The sequence below is a fragment of the Anabaena azotica FACHB-119 genome (genome assembly GCF_014697625.1).
Taxonomy (GTDB): domain Bacteria; phylum Cyanobacteriota; class Cyanobacteriia; order Cyanobacteriales; family Nostocaceae; genus Trichormus; species Trichormus azoticus_A.
In genome coordinates, this window is record NZ_JACJSG010000066.1 from 1 (window position 1) to 22,776 (window position 22,776).

The following is a 22,776-nucleotide window of genomic DNA, read 5'->3' on the forward strand; positions in this document are numbered from 1 at the left end:
AATTAGGTTTACTTGCACAGAGATTACATATTGATTACAAAGCATTGTTTGGCAATTGCAACAGCAGCCGTGACACTCCTTTGCCTGTTCATCCGGCTATTAAATCCCAAGTAGATAAAATACAACCTCAACAAGGTGAAAGTTCAAGAGTGACTTCAGAGTTGGTTAGTTCTTTATTATCAGCCAAAAAGCTACACCAAGAGGAGGGGGGCGAAGAGGAGTACACTTCCCCATTAGTTGGACAGAGGAGCGAAAATAACGAAGTTGCATCCGTTACCTCAAGTGCTGAACAAACATCACTTGATGGAGATCAGTCTTTGGATAATTTATTAGATAAGTTAGAAAAGACTGGTAAGCTAACTATTGGAGAACAACGTCAGCTTTACAATGAATTGGTTATCCAAAGTCAGATTCAACAAGAAAATAATGGGAAAACTGATATCTCCCTTCCTCCTATTGAGTCAATTGTTGACGATTTAATCAAACAGCGTGAGAGGATGATCCAAGATACTTACACCCCCAAGGTTGAGGAGCATTATCAAGTATCTCAATCTCAACCACAACAGCCGAATAATTCAACAGAAGCAGAAATAGAATTTTAATAACTGTTATTCAATATATTTATGCCTAGCTTAGTCACAGAAACAATTACCACTATTAACCGCGATAGTGGTCTTTCCCACAACCAGATGGCCTACAGACTGGCATTGATGATGGAGAAATACCCCCCGCAAGCGTCAATACAGCCAAACCCCGTACTAGATACAAAAGAGCGTGACAATATTATTACCGAGATGAGAAATACTCTATCTCTATCCCAGAATGCTCAAACTACTGAAGAATATAGGCGCTCACTCAAGGATAAATATCTTCAAGAGTACAGGCAAAAATTTAGTTTGGTTCAGGCTGAAAAAACACCATTAAACAACTCGACCAGAGTTGACAAACTGGTAGCCGAGAGGAAAAAGACTTTCTTAGAGAAGATGTTACAGTCTAAAGGTCGCAACTTACCTTTAGTCAATAGACAACAGCCAACACCTGTTGAGAGTGAACAAAACCAAACGGCTAAAAAGTCTTTGATTCCAGCGTTGATGAATATTATCGTCACAAGGGGAATTGATACGAATGATGGTCGAGTATATGAGGGCAACTTTTATCGGTTGCATCTGCTGATGAGACAGGGGATGCAGCGTTTGAATGTTTGGCGCAAGAGTGATAATCAGTCAGCTTTTAGTGCCTATAAAGTAGATGGTAAGGAGGAATACAAGGTCATACACAATAACCTTTCACCACAGGAAACCCAAAAGCTGATCAACTTTAATATCAAACAGCGCGAACAACAGTCACAGCCGCAGCCACAACCACAGCCAGAACAAAATAATCAATCCCTAGACGGGCCTGAAATGGACTAGTGAAAATATCCCACAAATAGCCCCAAAAAGTACACAGTTACCAAAACATAACGCTTCTTTACCCGGTCAATCCCTGACCAGGGTGAGATAACCCAAGCAAGTATTACGTAGAACAATGCTTGGAGAAAATCGTTGTGTACTAGTTTGATGACTCCTGCTATCATCAAACTTATAAAAATTAGAACTTCTACAACAGTTTCAATCTTATCCCACAGCTTGACATCATATAGGTAACGCATCTTGTCTCCTGTGTGACTTGGGCAACATACTATCATCAACTCCATAAATACCATTTTCCTTGTAAGGAAATATGATAGTGAATTTGGTTCCTTGCTCTGGAATTGAATCTACCTTGATGTCCAGTTCATGAGTGTGAGCCACAGATAGAGCAATGTATAACCCTAGTCCCTTGCCTCCTACTCGATGTGATGAATTAGGCGATCGCCAAAAGGGAATAAATATATTTGATAATTGTTCGGTGGGAATCCCACAGCCTGTATCTTCAATCTCAACGATTAAATCATCACCTTGATTAAGTAGTCTTAAGAAGATTTCTCCGCGACTAGTGTACTTGATGGCGTTGGAGACAAGATTGGAGAGCATTCTATCGATACCGATGCTCTCCCCCCTTACTTGAGTTCCATGCTTGTACGTTACTTGCGAAGAAAAGTGCAGTTTCAACGAATGACACTGAGCTATGGGGTTGAATAAATCATAGGTTTTCTGTAACAAAGCTAACATATCAAACTGAGTTACTGATATTGCTCTAACTTCTTTGACTTTGTTAGCTTCAAGTAAGCTTATGCCTCGGTCATGAGTATCCCGCAAAGCCAACAGAAATGGCCTGATTTCTTCTAAAGATTGCCCATAAGTTCCTTCTATTAACTGATTGAGCAGTATTAATGCTCCTCGATAATCGTTTGATACCTCGTGCAGTAAAGCTGATAAATCCAATTGCTTGCTGAAAAATTCTCCCTGCATATATGTTTCCTGAGATAGATTGTTATTTTAGCTACTTTTATGATTTTGCAAATTTTAGAATATTTTTATTTTAGTTTAAAGATAAATTTTTATACAATCATAGTTGAAGGTTAATACTTTTTAGTTCCCTAACTTGAAAGGTTTGTCTTCATATTTATTTATATGAAAAGTAAAATATTGAACATCAGAAACCATGTTATAAATATTTGATATCTCCAATTGAAGTAATTAAAGGCTATGATTCGAGTAGTATTTATTGAGGACAGCACTATAACAAGGTTCGGAATAACTACCGCTATTAATCAACAGCTAGGTATGGAAGTTGTAGGTGCTACAGGTACAGGCAATGAAGGAGTGGAGTTAGTTCAGAAATTCAACCCCGACGTAGTTTTAGTAGATATTGGTCTACCTGACATCTCTGGAGTCGAGGTCATTAAAAAAATTAAGGACTATAGGAGTAGTACTAAAATTGTTGTTCTTTCCTGCAATCATTCTCAAGAAATTATCAGTGCGGCGGTGAACAATGGTGCTGAATCTTACATTCTCAAAAAGAATGATATTCCTCTAATTATAGAGGCTATAAAAACCACTTACAACAACAAAAGTTTATTTGATTCCGAGATTATCAAAAGAGGATTGGTGAAATTTTTTCCCAACCACAAAGGCAGAGGCAGAGGCAGAATTTTTGACGACTCTTTAAGCGAGCGAGAGATTAGTGTTTTAACATTGATTGCTGCTGGGTTCTCTAATAAAGAGATAGCTACAAAGCTATTTATTGGCGAGAACACAGCCAAAAATCATACGAGAAACATCTTCTCTAAATTAGGGGTCAACAAGCGGATAAATGCTGTCAAGAAAGGCTGTGAACTCGGCTATATCTCCAATTCCAATAATGTTGCCCAGGTCAGTTAGGGCTTACTTACCTACTTGGATCAAACAATAGCCTCTAGTTTTATCTTCTTTTTCTTGACAGGCTTCAATTGCACCTTGATTTTTTAAAATAATTTGATACATCTGTTTTCCTTGTGGGGATTTTGCCCATTGCAGAATCTTGAGATCATTACGTGATACTACTACTGATTGATTGGTTCCTAAGTTAGAGACAGCATTCCATGTTGTCAACGAACCAAGCGCCGCAGAGGTGGCGGCGACTAATCCACACAGGGCTGATACTGCCCCTAATCCCCATCCCCCTTGCACTTTTATATCGGTTGTGCCTGGGGGTTTGATTTTTTTTATCTCATCACGTACTGCACTAGAAACAACTTTATAGTGCATCGACTCGGCGGATTTAGTTGTATTCTCCAGTTTTTGGTCAAATTCTACCGACCAACTTTCTATCATTGCCTCCATCCTTGCCTGGAGGTCTATTATAGTTTCCTCATACCGACCTAGCGTCGCCATCATCCTGAATGATGGGTCATCTGGCGTAATTCCCAACTGATAGGCCCCTTCTACTATGCGTTTTTGTTCTGATGGGCTATAACCTTGTAGTATCTCTTGTACTGTCATTAGTCTAATCCTAAATATTTAATAGCTAAATTGTTACTCATCACTGAATTACGGAACCTTTTAATCCACTGGAAGATAAAACTTCTCCAAAATAAAATTATTGATTTTTCATCTTTAACTTCTGAATATGGTATCCCGGCTTTCTCCATTGCTTGATAGTGATTTCGATGTAGAGCCGTCAATTCTATTTCTGTACCTCCTACTATTAACAGATTCGGGCGCATTTTTTGGTCATACTCTCTAAACTCTGGTGTGAAATGATAGTTTTTCACTACGACATAATTAGCATTATTACCAGCAGTTTGGATGATTTGGTTTAGGTAGTCTATGCAGTCTGTTCTGTGAGAAATAGGTTGGAGAAAGGTGAGATTCCAACCATACTCAGCCAAACCCGCCAATAGCTCAGAGTGAATAATATATTGACAAATTTTATCTGTATACTGTCCAGGCATATCCACCAAGATTATGTCTATATCATCAGCCACAAGCTCCACAAATATCCTGTCAGTTTCTTTATTAAAAAAATCTATCTTTTCAATACACACTAAATCTTTATATGCCAAGAGCCTGTCTCGGTTATCATGGTCATATACTCTAACTTTTTTATTTTGTTTTTGATAGATTTCTATTAATAATTTGATGACGGTAGACTTGCCTACACGCGAGTCGCCTACAGTCCAAATCATTCTTTTATTAGTTTTCAACATTCATACTCTCCAGACCTAAAAGATGCTTAACTGGCTCTATTTGCTGCTTGAAAGTTTTTAACCAAGTTCTCACACGCATTTTTACCCCTGGTAATTCTGTTTGCTTTATCCCTTCGGAAAAAGGCAGCGATTTTTCATCTAAATAATCATAGACGTATTCAAGCAAGTCGGGCATTGTCACCTCAGATATAGGTGTACCTGAAGCTAATAGTTTTTGCTTTATTTGTTCGATTATTGGGGAATTATTGTATCTGGAAAATTCTTCTTCTTCACCATAAAAGAGATTTTTTACTACTATATAGTCAACTTTATCTCCACAATAACTATACAAATCTATTAATTGTTTTACTGAATCTGATACCCGACTAATCACCACTACTATTGTCACTCTAATATTGTAATCATTGGCGGCTGTTTCCAAAAATCCTTGTTCTATAAATTTCTTAAATACTTGACTTGATTGCGGTGGCAACTCTAATAAAAACAGTGATGGTGATGGTGATGGTTGATTATATGTATCTAGCTGTGGCTCAATCATTTTCCTTATCTGATCAAAAAATCTATCCATACTCCCATCTTTAAACACATTTAGCTTTTGTATCTGGAAATGTTCGCCAGACTCGCCATAATATCTCAACAAATCAGGATTAGTATTATCTGCATCTACTGCCACAATCTTTCTCTTGGCATCTATACAAGTTTGTAAGACCCCCCTCGTCCACATCGATTTACCAGTTCCACCTTTCCCCCCATGTACTACTACAAATCTTATGGGGAGACTTTTTGTTATTACTTGTGCCTTATTATCAACTTCTTCTATTTCTTTATCCGGGACTGGGGCTACATCTACTGGTTTTGTATCTGTGTTTTCTGCTGTTTTTTGTAAGTCTAAATTTTGTTGTGGTACTTTTTCTATCTCTACCTCTACCTCTTCCACTTTAGTTAGTTCAATTGCTTGAATGTCACCACTAGCGCCTTTTCCATTCTGATTATTCTCGGTAGTGCAAGTCATTCTCTTGTTTCTCCTGTTCATTGCTTAATCACTGTTAAGTACTTATAAAAAATCTCTTTGAAATATAGGTAAAATATTGCTTCTTACCCATTGTGTGAAAATTCTAATTAATTGTTTTTCTACTATGCCTCCTAAATCATAGATGCCTGAAGCATTTAAAGTTTTCACACTTCTTTCTTCCCCTTGAATAACCACATGGCGTTCTTGAGTCTGAATATGCAAAGGTACTATTTTTTCATTATTTAATTCTGGGGACATAATTTTAAATACATCTTCAGCAAATATCTCTAGCCCTGATGGGGTCGATATTACCCTCACTGTGCTACCTAATGGATGGTCAAATTCCCAATATGTCCATATTTTCTTCATTGCTAATTTAGAATTTATCAATCTGACACCATTTGCTCTCTTGTAGACCTCTTATCTATGACATATTCTGCATCAAAAAATAAAGAAACTTTCGTGCTATTTTTTTTGGTAAGAAAGTGTCTTGTCTTTTTTTTATGATTGCTATATAATCCCTGTCTGATATTTCACCATGTCTTGGATTACCTATCCTTAGCCTATTCCCTTGAAGTTAAACGATCGCCAACTAAAAGCCTCAAGGGGTAGCCCATCATACCAGAGGTTGATGTGCTGTAAACAACCCTGAAGTTCCGGGGATTGCTTGCTTGTTGGAAGGATAACTTAGCTTGTTTCCAATTGGCGGCGAAAACTGGGACAAAGCCTACACCGACCTTTCACGGCGGTGTAGGTAGTTTACTAAAACTTGATTGCAGAATTTGATTGCAGAAATAGTACAAATATATATAATACTTGCAGATCGTAGTTAAACGGTTTCTGGAAGTAGATATCGCCTTAAACGAGAAATTGATAATTGATTTAATTAATGAATTTTTTGGAGTTTTTTATGAAGAAAATAGCTCTATTCACAGCCCTTGCTTTGATAGGTACGACATTAGGAGCTTGCCAGTCTGAGGAGGACAAAGTAGCTCAGGCTCAGAGGGACTTGAGAGCAGCTTATGCGGCTAAGTTGGAACAAGAGCAAACCCAAAAAGAAAATGCCGTAAAAGAGCAGATAAGAAAGTATGTAGAAGATACTCCCGACTTGTACAGAATTAGTTGGAAGGTATGCGGAGACTGGACTGCTCCTTACAACAACGGAACAAGGTGCAGCGAAACCCGAATCCCTAAAACGAAGGGATATTTCGAGCCTGTCTATGTGTGGGGAGCCAATGGAGTTCAGTTTGTTAACAAACAAGATTTTGTCAGAAGTTTCTGGACGGCGGGACTCTTTGTCAAATCAAGAGGGTGCTTGAATATTGGCAAACCGCGAGAAGAAGGCTTGTACAACGTGAAAAATTTCATGATCGAGAAAACAAGTACTACTCCTACGCCACAGAATGTAAAAGTTGAAGTTTTGTCAAGGCAAGAAAAGCAAGAAGCGGTAGAACAAGCCTTCAAGGACGCAGAGGTGGAAAACTACGCAATCACCAATTTTGGTGTGTCCGCAACTACAGGATTAATACCCACTGGAAAAAATTGTTTAACGCTCGAAGAGTGGAAGAAAACACAATCGTAGTCAAATCCTCGCCGTCCTAAAAATACGACAGTGAGTTATTGGGTAGCTTGAGCTACACAATGCGAACAGAGACATCCGACTAATTCAATCGCTGAAGGTTGTAGTCCTAACCTGGCGAAATTTTCGGGTGTCTATAACAACATTAAATATGCGGAGTGGGGGCAGCGATTCAAGGGGCGACAAGCTCCCTAAAGTGCTTGCTGTATAAGCTTCATAGCCCTTAAACCTCGCTGATAATATGTCTGCTTATTGCGAATGGAACTGACCAGTTCCTCGACCCAGACTTGACACTCATGCCAAGCAATTATCCAATTAAAACCATATAAACCTATCCAAAAGTTACTATGTCTTTTTTCAGTTTTACTCTGTTCTTGGGGACGACAAACATAAGATTGTTGTCGTTGTAATTTAATTTTTTGACCTTGTATCCAAGCACTGGTCATAGCTAAAGCGATTAAGAGAATTAAACGCACAAGTCTATCAGGGTTAGCTTGAGAATCTTCTAGATTGTATCCACCAGTTTTACAATCACGGAACATTGCTTCAATCCCAAAACGTTGAGCATATATCTTGAGGGCAATGTTTAAGTCTGGTAAATTAGTTAATAAATACCAAGCGTCTTTTTCTTGCTTACTCCTGTACTTTCTTTTCCAATAGACTCCTAAGTTAAACCGACCAAAACCACGTTTTTGAGTAACGTTGACGTTGGTGTAAAAGCAGCGGACACCAGGATAAATTTCAATGCTACTTAAAGGCTGAAATTTCTGTCTTTTTTGGCGAAAAGTAGTATCCTTTTTTTGACGGAGTACAAAACCTACATTCTGCTCGTGAAGCCACTGTGCCAGTTCTACGCTGTGAAATTCCCTATCTCCGATAATTACTAATTTGTACTTTTTTAATAAGCGGATTACTGGACGTAATACTTTTTGTTGTTCAGTGAGGTTGCTACTACCATCTTTCTCTAGCAAGCACCAATATATTGGCCACGCTCTTTTTTGGTAAATTACGCTCACTGTCAACACATTATTTTCCTGCCACTGTGTTCTATCCATCGCAATGGTTAATTGTGACCCCAGTTTAAAATATTGGTTAATTAGGGCTTCAATAATCGGAAACCACAACAATACTACACTTAAGGCATTTAATGTTAAAAACCTTTGTAAATGCCGCCTACGACTGTTTTGTTGTATAGGTAATGGTAGTGTCGCTGCTAGCCTTTCTATCTTCACTTGCTTCTGATTTTGTAGTAACCATACCAGCATCTTCAGCGTAATTAACTGCGATTTATTTAGATACTTTTCTAGAAACTCTTGATAGAATGAAGGCAACATTATAATGACGGTCTTGTTTAATGGACTAGACCGTTCTTTTTTACCATCAAACTGTACCTCATAGATGAGCGCTTAATAACCCCTATTCCGCACCCTAACTGTCACACATCAAAAAAAGCCGCTAAAGTAGTACAAAATAACTAAAGCTAATTCCAGAGTTAAGAGGCTTAATGGGAAGATTTAGCATTAAACTTGGTATGGACGGAGAAAGAAAAGTTATGTAACAAAGATAAAAGAAAGAAAAACTTGCCCAGTAAAAATTAATTGATAACCGAAAATAAAATGAGAAAATCACAACAGGAGTAGTGGAGAAATCTGTTGTAATTTAACTTAAAAAATGGAAATTAAAAACATAGATCATTTAGGGATAGTAGCAGGAATCATAGACAAGATAGGATTAGTAGAAATAATCAATGAATTAATAGGTGAGGAAAAAGGAGAAAAAGTAAGTCCTGGTCATGTAGTCAAGGCTATGATCTTGAATGGATTAGGGTTTGTATCCAAACCTTTATATATGTTTCCCAAATATTTTGAAACAATAGCCTGTGAGCATTTAATAGGAGCCGGAGTAAAACCAGAATATCTTAACGACGATAAACTGGGGAGAGTCATGGATAAACTGTTTATAAAAGGGCTAGATACAATATTTTTAATTATTGCCTTAAAAGCTGCTAAAAAATTTGGTGTATCTCTGTCATCATCACACCTAGACTCAACATCAATGCACGTACATGGAGAATATAATACCAGATTACCAGAAGTAATATTTGAGAACCAGCAAACAGTCAATATTGAAGAATCCGTTGAATTAGCTCTATGTTCACCAAAAGAGATTACAATCACCTACGGTTATTCTCGTGACCATAGACCGGATTTGAAACAATTTATTATAGAGCTAATATGTTCAGGAGATGGAGATATACCAATATTTTTGAAATTAGCATCGGGAAATCAAGCAGACTCATCATGCTTTGGTCAAATAGCAGTAGATTACCAAAAACAAATAGAGGTTGATAGCCTCATAGTGGCAGATTCAGCTTTATATACAGAATCGAATATTAAGTTGATGTCAGAGTTGCGCTGGTTATGCCGAGTACCTTTAACTATCAAATTAGCACAATTATTAATATCAACCTTACCAGAATCAGAATTTACCCCCAGTAAATTATCAGGATACAAGTTTGTAGAAAAAACAGTAACTTATGCAGGGTGTGAACAGAGATGGTTAGTAGTGCAGAGCGAAGAAAGAAGAGCTTCAGACCTACGTAAACTGTCACAAAAAATTGTCAAGGCAGAATCAAAGGCACTGAGGGAATTGAAAAAATTATCACAGGATAATTTTGCTTGTGAAGCTGATGCTATTAAAGCATTATCAAAACTAGCAAAACAATTTAAATATCACCAAATTCAGGATAGTAAATTTACTGAAGTTACATCTAATAAAAAAGATAATCCCACAAAAAAGTCTTACCAAATATTAGCTACGCTTTCCAAAAATGAAAATAAAATCAATACAGAATTACAAAGTGCAGGGCGTTTTATTATTGCTACTAATGTTTTAGAAACAAGTCAACTGAGTCAAGAGCTAATGTTGAGTGAATATAAAGCTCAACAATCCTGTGAACGAGGATTTGCTTTTCTCAAAGACCCATTGTTTTTGGCAGATAGTATTTTCCTCAAAGCCAGCGAGAGAATTGAATCTTTAGGAATGATTATGGGTTTATGTCTACTGGTTTATACCTTGGCTCAACGTCAAATCAGAGCCGCACTCAGAGAGTCTAAATCAACCGTTAAGAATCAGTTGGGAAAACCAACTGACCACCCCACTTTACGCTGGATTTTTCAATGCTTCCAGTCTATTCATTTAGTTGAGTTTAACAATGAAAAACACATCTCTAATTGGACTCAAGACAGAAATTTTATTTTGAATCTTTTACCAGATGATTGTCTCCATTATTATCAATTAGTCAGGTAAATCTTCTCTTCATTAATTTAATATTGACAAGGCCATAAAGCTGGTAACTTTGATTAATAGCTTTAATTTACTATGCCAATAATCTAGTTTTTTCAATATTAATTATTAATTTAATTTATGTTTAAAGCATTTAACATCTTCATTTATTTATCTCATTCAAATCTATCTTCCATTAGTTCTTATTGCTGGTTATTGACAATAGGCTTTGATACCATTTTTGCTAATTCATGGCTGCTCAAATCTCTTTTTTGACTAAATATGTCTGTTTTTATTCCTGCTTGGCTTTTTTATCTCAGTAATTTCCCTCTGTGACACTTGGGGGTGCGGAAGATGGGTTAATAACTGCACAGTTCATTCTCAATAAGACCACCGTTTTTTCAAGGGGTATGTTTCTCCTAAACCTTTAGCTGGCTTGGTTTTGCAATGATTGTCGCCCCCTGAAGGGCAGCGATTTTAACAACCCTCCATCGGCAACACATCCTCACTCAACAGCGAGTAAAAATCAGGCACAAGTTGTTCGAGCGATCGCAATTCAGTCGCCGCGATCGCTTCCCACTCCAGCACGACCAGCCACCGCAAGTCCCTATCCCAGCGACGGAGAATGCCCTTGATTGCTTCCAGCCCAGAGGAAATACTAGAACGCAGCATTTCCACGCCGTGAAGTATGAAATTTCGGTCAGGAAGAGAGGAAGCAGGGGAGGCAGGGGAGGCAGAAGACAATTCGCAATTGTCAATTTGCAATTCGCAGTTTTGAGAATTGTGAATTGCGAATTGCGAATTGCGAATTGGTATTTCTCCCCCTGCTCCCCCTGCTCCAAGAGCGGTAGTTCCCCCTTCCTCATAAGGGGAATTTACTATACCATTTGTGGGGGGGGTGAATACCACAGCTTCCGGGTGGGCGGACTGATATTGTGCTTGATTTTCGGCTCTTTTAGCTTGTCGGTGATTGATGACTTGTTGTGCAAACTCTAATTCTTTTTTGGACAAAGAGAACAGTTTCACCTGTTGACCGCGAGGCCCTTGCTTGCGGTAAGTTAACTTTAACCCCAGTTGATCCAATAAAATCCCCAGCAGCCAAATCGGTTTGGGGTCAGGGGGAATGGTAAAGCCAAGGATGGCTTTGATGTGAGCAGCGCAGTCAATGGCGATCGCCGTCATCTTCAATAGCTGTTGGTCATCAGCCCTAACTTCCTCACCGGCTACAAGTCGCGCCAAAATATGGTGCAGCCCCAGGTTATATCGTGCCAGCCACCGGGCAGAATAATTCCCCCAATCCATACAGAAGGGCAGTTTATCTCGCTCGGCTCGGTCTTTGTTAGCGACTATTGCCGGGGGAGTAGGATATTTGTCATCAGTTGATTCTGGTGGAGATAAGATAGCTTCGAGGGCAGCGATCGCACTTATCAACCGACCACCGTTATCAATCTCGACCAATTCCGGCGTAACTTCCATACCGTAGGAATCATGGATACGGAACTTCTCGCATTCATAGACTTCTTCAGGTGAAAGGTAATCTTTACTCTGCCGTGCGCGGTACTCGCTTTTGGAGATGTTATTTGCCCTGGCGACGGCTTGATGATGCGCCGAGTCGAGAGAGTCAGATGCCGCCTTCAACAATTCCCAAGTCTCTGCATCATTTTCATCTCCAACTCTTACAATCTCATTACCCATCTGCTTGAGCAATTCGCGCAGGTCAGTACGCAAGTTGTTGATGGATTGGTGACGGGCAGATTTGATTTTACAGTAGGCATCTAGCGCCCAGTCTTTCTCAGCCCCACGCTTACCCGTTTCTCTGTCAATCCGTAGCAGAAAAGCTGTTACTTCGTTGGTTTGCAGCAGCTGTTCTTTAATCTTAGTCGGGTTGGTGTCAAGGTATCCATATGGGGGTTTTGGAGCTACCCAAACATGGATGGGTACTTTTGGACGATAACGCCACAACTGTTGAGCGCATTCGGTGGCAGTCTGTGAAACGCCATGAAATACCCCAAACACCACATTAAAATGATACTGCGAGATGTCAACCCCAGTTCCCAGGCTGGGAGAGGTTAATAACACATCTATATTTTTGACAGCGTTGGTGATGTCTTTGATGAAGGCCACATTTTCATCACTGCCTGAATTATCAGAATGCACTGACCAAATTCGTAAATTCCTTCTTCCTTGAGGTGGTGCGGAATTAGAACTATCGTCAGTTACCACAGTTTGTAGAGTTAATAGAGCCTGTTCAAGTTTCTTAATAAATCTCTTGGAATCGCTGACTACCATGACTTTCTGTCCAGTCATGATTGCAGCGCTAATCTTGGCAACCAAGGCTGAGGAGTTGTCCCCCTCGTACCAGTAAATTGTGCGATCGCCGTTTTGCCATTCGTTTTTGATAATGTAAGGCTGCTCACCTTCTGGACGCATGGACATAAAAAAGTCGATGGTGGTATCATCCATATGTGCGTCGGACAAAACCACCAACGGGCAATTGTACACTATTTGATGCAGCACTTCTAGAATTATCGCCCGATGTTCCTTGCAAGTCTTACTCAAAAGTAAGTGTGTTAGGTACTGGCAAGCTTCATCTATAAATATGCAGCCGTATGTCAGCGCCTGGGTATTTAGTTTATGCAAGCTGTCGATGGTTATGGATAAGGCTTTGGCTTTGGCCATCCCCACATAACCCAAATCAGAGTACATCACGGTATCCAGACGGACATCCAAGTTTTTCAATAGGTTAACCCGATGGCCATTGTTGAGAAACCTTTGGTCGGGGTGTGCCAGTCGCCAATTCCGCATCAACTCTGTCTTCCCCGTACCCATATCGCTTATGAGTACGACTAACCCAGAGGCAGGGAAGAGAAAGCGTTTTGGTTCTTTGTTGTGGGACTTTTTAAGTTTGTACTTTTTGACAGGAGAATCATTATCTGAGGGTGGTTCTAAACAGACTGGGGATGAAACAGGGTCTGAGGAAGCTTCTGGTTGGGCTTCATCTTGAAGTAGTTCTTGTTCAGTCATCACCAGGGCTTGGGTGAGGTACTGTACATCTACAATCAAATCCGCTTTGTACTTACGAATAGAACGGTGGTTCAACAAGAATGATTGTTGGTAGTCTTTGAGTGATAACGCATCGTGTGCGATCGCAGTCATTAGCGCGTTAGCCTCTTCACCGCGTGCAACTACAAAATCATCCACACCTTTTTCAGGGCCTGGCAGTTGCACCACTTCACATACACAGCCCTCCGCTTCAATCACTTTACCCGTGCGAACTGTGGCTTGGTACACTGACCAACGGGTTTTAAGTTTGGTTTCGTAGTCGAATAGTATTTGGAACTTACGCCCCGGTTGGGCTAGTGGTAATAAGTCTGGGTGTAGTCTCTCGTCAAAGTCCCTACGCCCTATCCGACCGTTCCAAATACCCGGTAGTGCGATCGCTACAAACCCCAGTGACAATAAACAAGCCGCCTTTTTTTCCCCTTCGCAAAGAATAATGGGGATTTGGGGATGAGCGATGACCCACTCCCAGAATATCAGTGCGCGGCGTTTATCTTGTAGTCGTTGAGAGAGGGATGAGTGGTATAGCTTGATGTTGTACCGTCGTGCTACTAGTCTCCAAATGCAATCAGGTACATCAAAGTAGGTGACTCTGTTGGCTGTCTTCGGCGGGGATTCGTACTTAACTATTTTCCCTTTTTGCCAGTCGATTCTCGGTTGGGTTGGCTTCAACCGTCCCCATTCCATTGGTAGCCAGTTGCGCTGCGGGTCTAATCCCGATATCCACATCCCCCCGGCTAGTAGATGCAGATATGCTTTCAAAAATCCATCAGTCACTCGACCAGCATTTTTGCGGGGGATGGTTGGGGAGATGAATAGATACTCGTAAACCTCTTCTCCCTCAATATGCCGGAAATTGCGCTCAATTAAATCTGGGTGAATGGCGCTACCCACCGCTAGCTCATGGTACTCGGCGGCGGTGAGGTTGTTGGGGTATTCTGTTGTCATCATTAATAGGGTGTAGGGGGTAGGGGGTAGGGTGTAGTGTTGGCGTAGCAAGAGCGTAGAGAAGAGGGTATTGGAGGAGGCTTGGAACTCCCACCAATGCAATCGTCTTGAAAAGATGGGGCTTGTAACGAGGAGTCAGGGGCTGTATTTTTCCCTACACCCCACACCCTACACCCCACACCCTGTTTTGTGAGATTATTAGGATATTCTGTTGTCATTATTAGGCCTACTGTGTTGTGTCGCTCAAGTTTTCTATTCCCGTTGCTTGGTCTAAAGCGCAGTACGGGCTATCAGTTGAATTAGCGTCGGCGGGAATTTTATCAGGAACCATTGGTTCGGAGGTTGTGAAAATAGAGTCGGAACTAGAATCGTCTGGGGTAGAGTTAGGAACCATTGGTTCCCCAATTGTGAAATTTGAGGCTTGTTTTAGTGCATTGATTAGATCGATTTCACCTGGGGTTAATTCTGCCAGATAATCATTTTTGATCACTTCGTACTCAGAGGCTGCTGTGATATAGTCCTGCCAACTACAATCGGGCTTGGATAATACAGCCCGAATCTCACTCACAGCTTGGGGTAACAGGAGCAATTGTTCGGCACGAATGGCGATCGCACTCTTGTTCGGCTCACTTCCCAGGATGATTGCAGCTGCTTGCAACGCTTGAGTATTGTTCATCGCCGTCGCCAAGTTACTAAGCGCAATGCCCATTAAGCGTAAACACTCTTGGGCGTTTTCTTTCGGTGGTTCTTGCGCCAGCGATCGCAGGTCGAGGGTTCGGTCGAGCGATCGCTTAACTTCTTTATTCAGTGCCTTAGTCGCCTGCTTGGTAAGAGTATTACCCCACTCCTGAGCAGGTCTTTGTTGCACCGCGTTCTCTAGCTCCTGAATGCGCTGCTTTAACTGTTGGTTTTCTACTTCCAACTGCCGGAGCGCTTCCATTTCATCCAAACGCTGCTGCAATTCAATGTTTTGTTGCTTCTGCTGCTGGTATAGCTGCTGCGATGAAATGAGTTGTTCAAGTACTTGTTGTTCAGCCTGGGCTTTGGCTTCGGACACTAACCTAATCCTCAACTCTTGCTCAACTCGCTCTAATTCCTGCTGGTGCTGTTGTTTTAGTTGTGCGATCGCATCAAGGTATCCATTCGGGTAAGTCCGTTCTACTGGTGATGTTGGAATATCTAAATCTGTGTTGTTGACCAGCAGCTTGGAGCCATCGGCAAAGGTGACAATCTGCTGCGTAGGGTTGGGCGGGTCTGCTTCAATGGTTCCCTCATCGTTATAACGAGGGTGTGATGGTGAGGTAATTTTTACGAAGTTGGATTTGGGAACCAATGGTTCCTGAGTGTGGTTTTTTTGCCGTGGAATCCGAGGAAGCACTTTTTGCGCCGCCAATGCAAAGTCCGATTCACTGGGTGAGGGGTTTTCAGTGAGTGCGATCGCCACAGCTTCCTTAAGTTTCTCTGGTTCCCGCAGCAGACGCACTAACGAACGGGCATGGCGTTCATTCTTGATGTGTTCCCCCAACTCGCCCACGGTGTCGCGGACTCTCTTCGCCCCCAACAGTTGATTAATTCGTCGCCAACCACCCCAGGCGGATAGTTCGGCTTGGCAGTATTCACGAAAACTGCTGTAGCCGGCTTCCCGGTATAATTCAGAATCCCTCATTTTTTGGAGTTCACCTACTGCCTGCCACTCGTAGCGGTCTAGGGTGGTGAAAGTCTCTTTGATACTGGAGTTGAGAGTGCTGTAGTCAGGGGTCGATGTTTCCCCTCTCTCTAGGGTCAACATATCTTTCTCCAGCCATCAACAGGGGGTAGGGGGTAGGGGGTAGGGGGTAGTGTTGGCGTAGCCTCTCGTAGAGAAGACGGCATGGGAATGAGCTTGACACTCCGACCAATACTATCTTCTTGAAAAGATGGGGCGTATGATTCCCCTACACCCCACACCCTACACCCTACACCCTGTTTTAAGTTACTGGGTCGCTGCTTTTGAGTTAGTACAATATGCGTACTGAAAAATTCCCCTGTGGTCAAATTCAAACCAAAGACAAAATCTTGTCCTGGGGAAATCATTAATAATAGTGCCGCCGATGCGTCTAAGTCTTGTAAGGTACTGGACAGATGATTGCAATTAATCAATATCTGTCGGTAGTCGTCTGTGTCGCTGGCGATGATTGCGATCGCTTGTTGACATATCTGCATCATCTCACAGCTATGCCAGAACCAGCTTACTCTCGGTAATACTGTCGCTCTTGTTAGGACATCTTTAAATCGGGGCTGGGGGAAGGAACTAATCAGCTTTTTCTTCCATGCCACAGCACTTAAGCTGTGGTTATCTGGTACAGTTACCACACCAGCCAGCTTGCAACTGAACAGTGGTGTCTCGTGGTCTTGATTTTTCACGGTTTTACCTCTGATAACTTGAGTTTTCAGTCTCAGAGGGGGCATAATCAATTCGCAATTTCCAGCTTTTCGCAGTTCGCAGTTAGGGAGTTAGATGTAGTCGCACCTCTTGGGTGCTACGTCCTCTGCGTTGTTCCCACGAGATTGCTTCTATTCTGAATCCAGTAGCCAAAACGAGTGTACAGGCGCTCTCCTCAATTGCGACTTGCGAATTGCGAATTGCGAATTGGTACAGGCGATCGCACAAGGCTTAGAAGTATTCGCACTCTCCCGCCTGCCTATGCTTGACTTAGGGACGGTTTTCTTGCTGGATTCAGAATGCTGGATTGCTTATTTCACACCGCTTTACAAAAATTTACTTAAAAAAATTTTAAGTTTTCAGCAATTCACCAAAAATTAAGCAACAAAAGGTTGTCCTTACCTACCCCTTTATCGCTATAATTGGCAATGTAAAACTGCGTGGTGTTGTCTTGACAAGTCAGTGGTTTCAAGTCGGCAAACTTTAAACCCCACTTTCTTCGTCAATTCGAGATCAACCCCGCTCTGAGGTTATTCGGTTGTTTCAACTACAGGCAAAGCGCTACTCCTTAGTAGGTTTTGCCTACATTTTTATGTATTGTCTGCATTCCTCCTACATACATATTGACAAGCTTGATCTTACAAAACTTCGGGACTTTTCGCATCTAGCGAGATTTTGATTGTTTACTTTAATTACCTCCGTATTTATTAACTTGTATTCGGATTTGCCCTACAGAGTAGGGTTTCTCAAGCCGCCCCTGGTGTAGTGGTGTCCTCTGCCTTGGGCTTGCGCTCGAAAACTTGTATATTAGGTTCGATCAAGACGAAACCATGTTCGGTTTGCTGACCTAGTTTACCGGATATCGCTGCTACCCATTGAGGATAGTTATTAGCAGCGTCGGTAAGTTTCTTCCACATTTTTGGTTTAACGGTAACAGTGATGATGCGCCCGTCACAGTCAATTTCAAACTGTTGCCAATTGTTTTCTACTGTTTGAGCTTCAGGTAGCTCGTTGATTTTAATTGTTAATTCTAACTTTCCTGTAATCATAAAATCCTTTGCTAAGATGCAAGTTTTAAACTTTTATGGTCAAAAGTATGTACTAAGCCTTCTGGGTCTGTAATAATATATTTTCTAATAATGGGCTGTAGTTTGAAAGTAATTTCTTTTGTAATTGAGTTTTTTATGCTTTCAATCAAAGAAAGTCTTTCAACCTTCTCTAAAGCTTTAATTAAATCAGAGGTTGAAAACTGTTGCGTTCCTCTGTTTTTCATTTCTGCCATCAATTGGGCGAAAGGAATAGGCTCTCGTGTTACCAACATCTTTTCTGCTAAATAAATTAAAATTTGTTTATGAACATCCTTGAGCAATTCTCCAAACATCTCGTTTAATATAATCTCAAGCTTCGCACTGATTAAAGTTGTAGGATTTTCAAAAAAAGCTTTTTCTTGATTAGCGAAATAAACAGAAACTTTATTAAGAACTGCTTCCATTTCCGCAGGATTCCCAGAATAAGTTTGAATAAACTGAGTAGGATCTTCGGAAGGGTCAAACCCTTTGGTTATCAAAAACTTTTTAGCTGATTCTTCATCCAGCCCTTCAAGTTTTAAAAGTTCCGTATTACGCTTACCTGAAATAATATCCTCAATCTCGTCAGGAAAATTCCGACTAGTTAAAAGAAAACAACTTTTATGGTCTTCCTCTACCAAACGACGTAAAAAAGTTTCATATTCTACTTTATGAAAATAGTTAGTTTTTGAAAATAAATGTTCGAGTCCGTCTAAGACAATGAGACAGCGATATTCACGCAAATAATTAATAAATAAAGATATCAATGCTTGATTATATTCTGGAAAATAAGTATTTGAGGGAGAAATTAATTTTATAAGCTCAATTAAAAAGTCTTGAATTAATGGGGAATAATTAAATTGTTTCCAAATTATATAGTCAAAATTGTAGTGGCGTTTTGAAGAAACTTTTTGTATTAGCTTTGCAGCAAGTGCGGTTTTGCCAATGCCTGCAAATCCCATTATTGATATACATTGCTTACTGTCTAACACTTGTTTTAATTGTTCAAGTTCTTTATTTCTTCCACAAAAACTTGTTATATCAGGCATCTGTCCTTGGACTATTAAATTAGAAATATTAGTTGTTATGTATGAAGAATCAATGTTGTACTCTTGATTAATTTGCTGCAAAAAATGCGATAGTGTCTTTTTTGACACTTTTTCGCCATTACCAATGGTTTCAGTTAAAATTTGCCACAACTGAGGCGCTAATGTACGTTGTATATAATTCTTGCTGTAGGGAGAAAAATTCGCTATTTCTTGGTAATCAATGTCTTTCAATGCTCCTTTTATGATCAGTATTTCCGTGCTGGATAAGCGCCTACCTATTTTAGCAAACACTAAATCATTGATAACGGCTAAAGTCTGCTGGAAATTCTCTGGCATCGATATTTTAAGTTTTTGTCCCTCTGCATTAGGAGAGGATAAGGAAAACACAGTTTCTTTGGATTCAGCAGAATAGTTCATAGTTTTAGTGCTAAAAGAAACACAAGCTACTTAGGAGCAAAAAAAACTTGATTGGGAATGAAACATATAATACCCTATTTTAAGAGATAGTTATACATCTTTAGCAAGATAATGTCAAAAAGTACCAAAAGTATTAATTAGCTATCAGTATTGACAAAAAGTGCATTTAGTTATTATCCAAAAACAACTAGTATTTTATGTTACCAGTATCAATTAAAATCTCAAAAATATGTCATGTTATTGCATAAACCCGTTCTGTGAAATCAGAGAAAATGCAGATGATGCGGACAATTGCAACTCTTGCGGTACTCCTTTGCTGATCAATGGGCGAATTAGGTTACTGCGTCCGTTGAGAGAACTGAACTACGATCCCCATGTAAGAGTTGAGGTATGGGAGGTAGATGACATGGGGACAAAGTGGGATACCGAGCGACGGAACAGAGTGATGAAAGTTCTCAAATGGGGGTCGGAGAAAATCATCGAATTATTCGAGAGGGAATCTAAAATTTTGCGGCGATTAGATCACCCAGGCATTGCAAGAAGTACAATGGATGACTTTTTTATAGTCGTCCCTAACGGATTTCCTCTAACATTACGATGCTTAGTAATGGATAAAGTTGAAGGAGAAGACTTGCATAAATGGATACAATCCAATGGGAAGATTTCACAGTCCCAGGCGTTAGACTGGATGCAGCAAATGATGGAGATTCTTGATTATATACACCATAGAGAAGTCTTCCATAGAGATATTAAGCCATCTAACATTGTTCTTCAGCCAGATGGAAAGTTAGTATTAGTTGATTTTGGGGGAGCGAGAAGAATTACCGATACTTATCTAGCAAAACTGAGTGCTAGTGGTGGAACTAGCACGAGTATGAGCAATTATGAAATTACGGCAGTGGTTTCGCCTGGCTATACACCATTGGAGCAAATTAATGGCAAAGCAGTACCGCAATCTGATTTCTATTCATTAGCGAGAACTTTTGCTTGCTTGGCAACTGGGAAACCCTTAATAAAAATATCGACGGATGAAAAAACAGGACAGTTACATTGGAGAAAACACGCACCACAAATTGAGAAATCATTGGCGGATTTAATTGATGAAATGATGGCTCCGTTTCCTGCTCAACGTCCAAAAACTACAGAAATAATTCTCTACAGATTAAAAAACTTAACTTTAGAAAGTAAAATCCAAAAAATTACAAGGTCTAAAAGTTTTCTGATTAGTGCCATATTGATATTGATTGGTTTAGGAGGCTTAGGAATTTTTAAGGTGGTGCTACCAGCAATAGCTAATGGTTTAGTGTCCGAGGGACAAAAATTAGAAGTAGAAGGAAAACCAGAACAAGCTCAGAGTTTTTTTCAATGGGCTATAATATTAAACTCTAAAATTAGGCAGAATATTTCTAACTTTTATTTTGAAAAAGCCGGGCGTAATTTCAAAGACTTAGAGTTAACGAAAGCTTACTACGAAAAAGTAATTAAATATAACCCACAGGATATAGATGCTTATAGAAATTTAGCTTTAGTCTGCAAATATTTAAACCAAAGTGACTGTGTATTTAATCAATATAAAGAAGCAATTAAAATTAAACCTAACGATTGGCAATTACATTATGAATTAGGAGATATGTATGATGAGTTTAATAAATATGAGTTAGCAGAGAATCAATATAATATAGCAATTAAATTAAATGAGAAGGCAGTACCAGTTATAAATAATTTATCTCGAATTAAAAATATAAAGGAAAAGTATAAGGAAGCTGAGACTTTAGCTCTTAAGGGGCTGGAACTCACCAATGAAGCCAAAATAAAAACTACATTATATAAAAATTTAGGATGGGCTAAATTAGGACAGAAAGATTATATTCAAGCGAATAGATATTTACAGATGTCTAGAGAACTAGACCCAACAAGGACAGATACTTACTGCTTGTTAGCACAAGTGCAAACGGCTATGGGTGACAAAGCTAATGCTAAAATCTCATGGGATGTATGTATGAGTACAGAATCTAATTTACCAGAAGTAATGATGTGGAGACAGCAATTACTAAATAGGCTGTTAGATAAATTATAATAACTTGATTGAAGAAGAAGTCAGAAGTCAGAATACATTCGTCAGAATCAATTAATGGGGGATTCAAACCCACCATTAATTGTTCGCGTAGCGTCCCGTAGGGAAGACCTCCAAATCTATGATTTGGCTCCGTGCTTAAACCCATTTATTCATCCACCAGTCGGACTCCAATTCATACGCTCATTCTGACTCCTGACTCCTGAATTCTTTCTTGATAAAGCTTTTGTTTGTGAAAAAATCCTAAGAAGATTTATTAATTAATATGATAAGCACCAAAGCGATAAATAAGTTGTTAATTAGCTTGCTGTTAGTCGTGTCAAACTCCACACCATCTTGGAGCCAACAGCAAAACTTGGCTAAAAGTATATGTATTAAACCAGTAGGACGGATAATTAATGGTGGAGATGCGTTGTTTAAGGCAGGAAGGTTAATTTGCCTGGAAGATAAAATTCAACCAGCCAATGGTTACAGTGTTGAGGTTTTATGTCACAATAGCCGGAGAATTGTCATAGTTACGCAAAGTAATCAAGTGAAGCAGATATGTGGGGAAAGAGTATCTCAACCTCGTGAGTTATGTGTTCCAACAGAAAGTTATTGTTTCAATACCAGGAATCCTCAAGGAAGGAAAAAACCCACGTTAATTACGCCATATGTAGGGAGAATCATTAACCCTCAACCTTTGATATCTTGGCTAGATGTGCCAGGAGCAACAAGTTATACAGTAAAGGTCGAAGGTGCAGGGGTGAATTGGTCGAGAAAAGTGGTACAAACTTCACTGGAGTACCCAAAATCTGAGCCAGCGATGCAGAAGGGGCGAATCTATAAAATCAATGTGATTGCCAATAACGCAGACGGGCCGGAAATAGCTACTTCTTCACATACAATCGTCATACCACAAAAAGAGGAAGTAGAGATCAAACGTATAATTGAGCAGGTTCAAAACTTGAATTTAGCAGGTGATGAACTAGCAATGGATTTAGACACAGTGTATATGTCCAAAAACTTGCTAACAGAAGCAATTGGCTCCTTAAAAGCAAGAATTGAGGGTGGTAGTTCCAACCCGACTATTTACCGAATGTTAGGCGATCGCTACAGAGAAACGGGCTTATTAGAACCCAAAACCCTGGAAGCGGCAAACAATGCGTATAGGCAAGCGCTCTCTCTAGCTCAAAAGCAGAATAACACAGATGAAATAGCAAAGGCACAAACAGCCTTAGAATTTCTGGAGGCAAATACCAAATAATACTC

The 22,776-nt window shown here is 40.0% G+C and carries 19 protein-coding genes and 1 pseudogene; 8 read left to right on the forward strand and 12 right to left on the reverse strand.

Going from position 1 to position 22,776, the window contains the following annotated elements; translation table 11 throughout:
- Positions 1-602 (forward strand): annotated as a pseudogene (locus H6G83_RS31100) (DUF3854 domain-containing protein); the annotation flags it as partial.
- A 21-nt stretch (positions 603-623) separates the two neighbouring features.
- Positions 624-1,412, forward strand: coding sequence for a hypothetical protein (locus H6G83_RS31105; RefSeq protein ID WP_190479374.1), 789 nt, complete (start codon positions 624-626; stop codon positions 1,410-1,412).
- On the opposite strand, the gene H6G83_RS31110 is transcribed toward H6G83_RS31105, so the two are convergent.
- Complete coding sequence (locus H6G83_RS31110; protein ID WP_190479376.1) at positions 1,409-1,651, reverse strand: hypothetical protein; 243 nt, start codon at positions 1,649-1,651, stop codon at positions 1,409-1,411. The genes H6G83_RS31105 and H6G83_RS31110 overlap by 4 nt on opposite strands.
- Positions 1,635-2,393: a sensor histidine kinase gene (locus tag H6G83_RS31115; RefSeq protein WP_190479378.1), complete on the reverse strand. Its 759-nt coding sequence runs from the start codon at positions 2,391-2,393 to the stop codon at positions 1,635-1,637. The genes H6G83_RS31110 and H6G83_RS31115 overlap by 17 nt, the downstream gene beginning before the upstream one ends.
- Positions 2,394-2,630: 237 nt before the next feature.
- Between H6G83_RS31115 and H6G83_RS31120 the strand changes: the two genes are divergently transcribed.
- The gene (locus H6G83_RS31120) at positions 2,631-3,305 is read left to right on the forward strand and encodes a response regulator transcription factor (protein WP_190479380.1); all 675 of its coding nucleotides are present in this window, start codon (positions 2,631-2,633) and stop codon (positions 3,303-3,305) included.
- Positions 3,306-3,308: 3 nt separating this feature from the next.
- On the opposite strand, the gene H6G83_RS31125 is transcribed toward H6G83_RS31120, so the two are convergent.
- Genes H6G83_RS31125 through H6G83_RS31140 form a run of 4 tightly spaced genes read right to left on the reverse strand, consistent with a single transcriptional unit; the run spans position 3,309 to position 5,993 of the window.
- Positions 3,309-3,905 carry a DUF6753 family protein gene (locus H6G83_RS31125; RefSeq protein WP_190479383.1) on the reverse strand — a complete coding sequence of 199 codons (597 nt, stop codon included), beginning with the start codon at positions 3,903-3,905 and terminating at the stop codon, positions 3,309-3,311.
- Complete coding sequence (locus H6G83_RS31130) at positions 3,905-4,612, reverse strand: P-loop NTPase family protein (RefSeq protein WP_242044960.1); 708 nt, start codon at positions 4,610-4,612, stop codon at positions 3,905-3,907. Before H6G83_RS31130 ends, H6G83_RS31125 begins: the two co-directional genes overlap by 1 nt.
- The gene (locus tag H6G83_RS31135; protein ID WP_190479385.1) at positions 4,599-5,624 is read right to left on the reverse strand and encodes a P-loop NTPase family protein; all 1,026 of its coding nucleotides are present in this window, start codon (positions 5,622-5,624) and stop codon (positions 4,599-4,601) included. Before H6G83_RS31135 ends, H6G83_RS31130 begins: the two co-directional genes overlap by 14 nt.
- Positions 5,625-5,666: 42 nt before the next feature.
- Positions 5,667-5,993 (reverse strand): hypothetical protein, encoded by a 327-nt coding sequence (locus tag H6G83_RS31140; protein ID WP_190479387.1) that lies wholly within the window; start codon positions 5,991-5,993, stop codon positions 5,667-5,669.
- 541 nt (positions 5,994-6,534) lie between these two features.
- On the opposite strand from H6G83_RS31140, the gene H6G83_RS31145 reads away from it, so the two are divergent.
- Positions 6,535-7,206 carry a hypothetical protein gene (locus H6G83_RS31145; RefSeq protein ID WP_190479390.1) on the forward strand — a complete coding sequence of 224 codons (672 nt, stop codon included), beginning with the start codon at positions 6,535-6,537 and terminating at the stop codon, positions 7,204-7,206.
- A gap of 188 nt (positions 7,207-7,394) precedes the next feature.
- Here the strand turns inward: H6G83_RS31145 and H6G83_RS31150 are convergent, their stop codons facing one another.
- Positions 7,395-8,537 carry an IS4 family transposase gene (locus H6G83_RS31150; RefSeq protein WP_190479392.1) on the reverse strand — a complete coding sequence of 381 codons (1,143 nt, stop codon included), beginning with the start codon at positions 8,535-8,537 and terminating at the stop codon, positions 7,395-7,397.
- A gap of 337 nt (positions 8,538-8,874) precedes the next feature.
- Here H6G83_RS31150 and H6G83_RS31155 point away from each other — a divergent pair, with 337 nt between their 5' ends.
- Positions 8,875-10,512, forward strand: a complete 1,638-nt coding sequence (locus H6G83_RS31155; protein ID WP_190479393.1) for an IS1634 family transposase — start codon at positions 8,875-8,877, stop codon at positions 10,510-10,512.
- 453 nt (positions 10,513-10,965) lie between these two features.
- Here the strand turns inward: H6G83_RS31155 and H6G83_RS31160 are convergent, their stop codons facing one another.
- From H6G83_RS31160 to H6G83_RS31170, 3 genes are all read right to left on the reverse strand, one after another.
- Positions 10,966-14,496: a plasmid replication protein, CyRepA1 family gene (locus H6G83_RS31160; protein WP_242044961.1), complete on the reverse strand. Its 3,531-nt coding sequence runs from the start codon at positions 14,494-14,496 to the stop codon at positions 10,966-10,968.
- 226 nt (positions 14,497-14,722) lie between these two features.
- Positions 14,723-16,285: a hypothetical protein gene (locus H6G83_RS31165; protein WP_242044962.1), complete on the reverse strand. Its 1,563-nt coding sequence runs from the start codon at positions 16,283-16,285 to the stop codon at positions 14,723-14,725.
- Positions 16,279-16,944: a hypothetical protein gene (locus H6G83_RS31170; protein WP_190479397.1), complete on the reverse strand. Its 666-nt coding sequence runs from the start codon at positions 16,942-16,944 to the stop codon at positions 16,279-16,281. The genes H6G83_RS31165 and H6G83_RS31170 overlap by 7 nt, the downstream gene beginning before the upstream one ends.
- A 160-nt stretch (positions 16,945-17,104) precedes the next feature.
- Here H6G83_RS31170 and H6G83_RS31175 point away from each other — a divergent pair, with 160 nt between their 5' ends.
- Positions 17,105-17,299, forward strand: a complete 195-nt coding sequence (locus H6G83_RS31175; protein ID WP_190479399.1) for a hypothetical protein — start codon at positions 17,105-17,107, stop codon at positions 17,297-17,299.
- 365 nt (positions 17,300-17,664) lie between these two features.
- Here H6G83_RS31175 and H6G83_RS31180 read toward each other — a convergent pair whose 3' ends face one another.
- A complete protein-coding gene (locus tag H6G83_RS31180; protein WP_190479400.1) occupies positions 17,665-17,967 on the reverse strand; it encodes a fertility inhibition FinO-like protein in 303 nt (100 codons plus the stop codon).
- An 11-nt stretch (positions 17,968-17,978) separates the two neighbouring features.
- A complete protein-coding gene (locus H6G83_RS31185) occupies positions 17,979-19,451 on the reverse strand; it encodes an NACHT domain-containing protein (RefSeq protein WP_190479402.1) in 1,473 nt (490 codons plus the stop codon).
- A 229-nt stretch (positions 19,452-19,680) separates the two neighbouring features.
- On the opposite strand from H6G83_RS31185, the gene H6G83_RS31190 reads away from it, so the two are divergent.
- Together H6G83_RS31190 and H6G83_RS31195 are read left to right on the forward strand one after the other, a co-directional pair.
- Positions 19,681-21,528, forward strand: a complete 1,848-nt coding sequence (locus tag H6G83_RS31190) for a serine/threonine-protein kinase (RefSeq protein WP_190479405.1) — start codon at positions 19,681-19,683, stop codon at positions 21,526-21,528.
- A gap of 262 nt (positions 21,529-21,790) precedes the next feature.
- Entirely contained in the window at positions 21,791-22,771 is a 981-nt protein-coding gene (locus tag H6G83_RS31195; RefSeq protein WP_190479407.1) for a tetratricopeptide repeat protein, read from the forward strand.
- The last annotated feature ends 5 nt before the right edge of the window (positions 22,772-22,776 follow it).

Coding starts and splice junctions, on each gene's coding strand:
- H6G83_RS31180 (WP_190479400.1), bottom strand. CDS start 17,967: ATGATTACAGGAAAGTTAGAATTAACAATTAAAATCAACGAGCTACCT.
- H6G83_RS31145 (WP_190479390.1), top strand. CDS start 6,535: ATGAAGAAAATAGCTCTATTCACAGCCCTTGCTTTGATAGGTACGACA.
- H6G83_RS31185 (WP_190479402.1), bottom strand. CDS start 19,451: ATGAACTATTCTGCTGAATCCAAAGAAACTGTGTTTTCCTTATCCTCT.
- H6G83_RS31150 (WP_190479392.1), bottom strand. CDS start 8,537: ATGTTGCCTTCATTCTATCAAGAGTTTCTAGAAAAGTATCTAAATAAA.
- H6G83_RS31190 (WP_190479405.1), top strand. CDS start 19,681: ATGTCATGTTATTGCATAAACCCGTTCTGTGAAATCAGAGAAAATGCA.
- H6G83_RS31170 (WP_190479397.1), bottom strand. CDS start 16,944: ATGCCCCCTCTGAGACTGAAAACTCAAGTTATCAGAGGTAAAACCGTG.
- H6G83_RS31135 (WP_190479385.1), bottom strand. CDS start 5,624: ATGACTTGCACTACCGAGAATAATCAGAATGGAAAAGGCGCTAGTGGT.
- H6G83_RS31115 (WP_190479378.1), bottom strand. CDS start 2,393: ATGCAGGGAGAATTTTTCAGCAAGCAATTGGATTTATCAGCTTTACTG.
- H6G83_RS31140 (WP_190479387.1), bottom strand. CDS start 5,993: ATGAAGAAAATATGGACATATTGGGAATTTGACCATCCATTAGGTAGC.
- H6G83_RS31125 (WP_190479383.1), bottom strand. CDS start 3,905: ATGACAGTACAAGAGATACTACAAGGTTATAGCCCATCAGAACAAAAA.
- H6G83_RS31105 (WP_190479374.1), top strand. CDS start 624: ATGCCTAGCTTAGTCACAGAAACAATTACCACTATTAACCGCGATAGT.
- H6G83_RS31110 (WP_190479376.1), bottom strand. CDS start 1,651: ATGCGTTACCTATATGATGTCAAGCTGTGGGATAAGATTGAAACTGTT.
- H6G83_RS31165 (WP_242044962.1), bottom strand. CDS start 16,285: ATGTTGACCCTAGAGAGAGGGGAAACATCGACCCCTGACTACAGCACT.
- H6G83_RS31155 (WP_190479393.1), top strand. CDS start 8,875: ATGGAAATTAAAAACATAGATCATTTAGGGATAGTAGCAGGAATCATA.
- H6G83_RS31195 (WP_190479407.1), top strand. CDS start 21,791: ATGATAAGCACCAAAGCGATAAATAAGTTGTTAATTAGCTTGCTGTTA.
- H6G83_RS31160 (WP_242044961.1), bottom strand. CDS start 14,496: ATGACAACAGAATACCCCAACAACCTCACCGCCGCCGAGTACCATGAG.
- H6G83_RS31130 (WP_242044960.1), bottom strand. CDS start 4,612: ATGTTGAAAACTAATAAAAGAATGATTTGGACTGTAGGCGACTCGCGT.
- H6G83_RS31120 (WP_190479380.1), top strand. CDS start 2,631: ATGATTCGAGTAGTATTTATTGAGGACAGCACTATAACAAGGTTCGGA.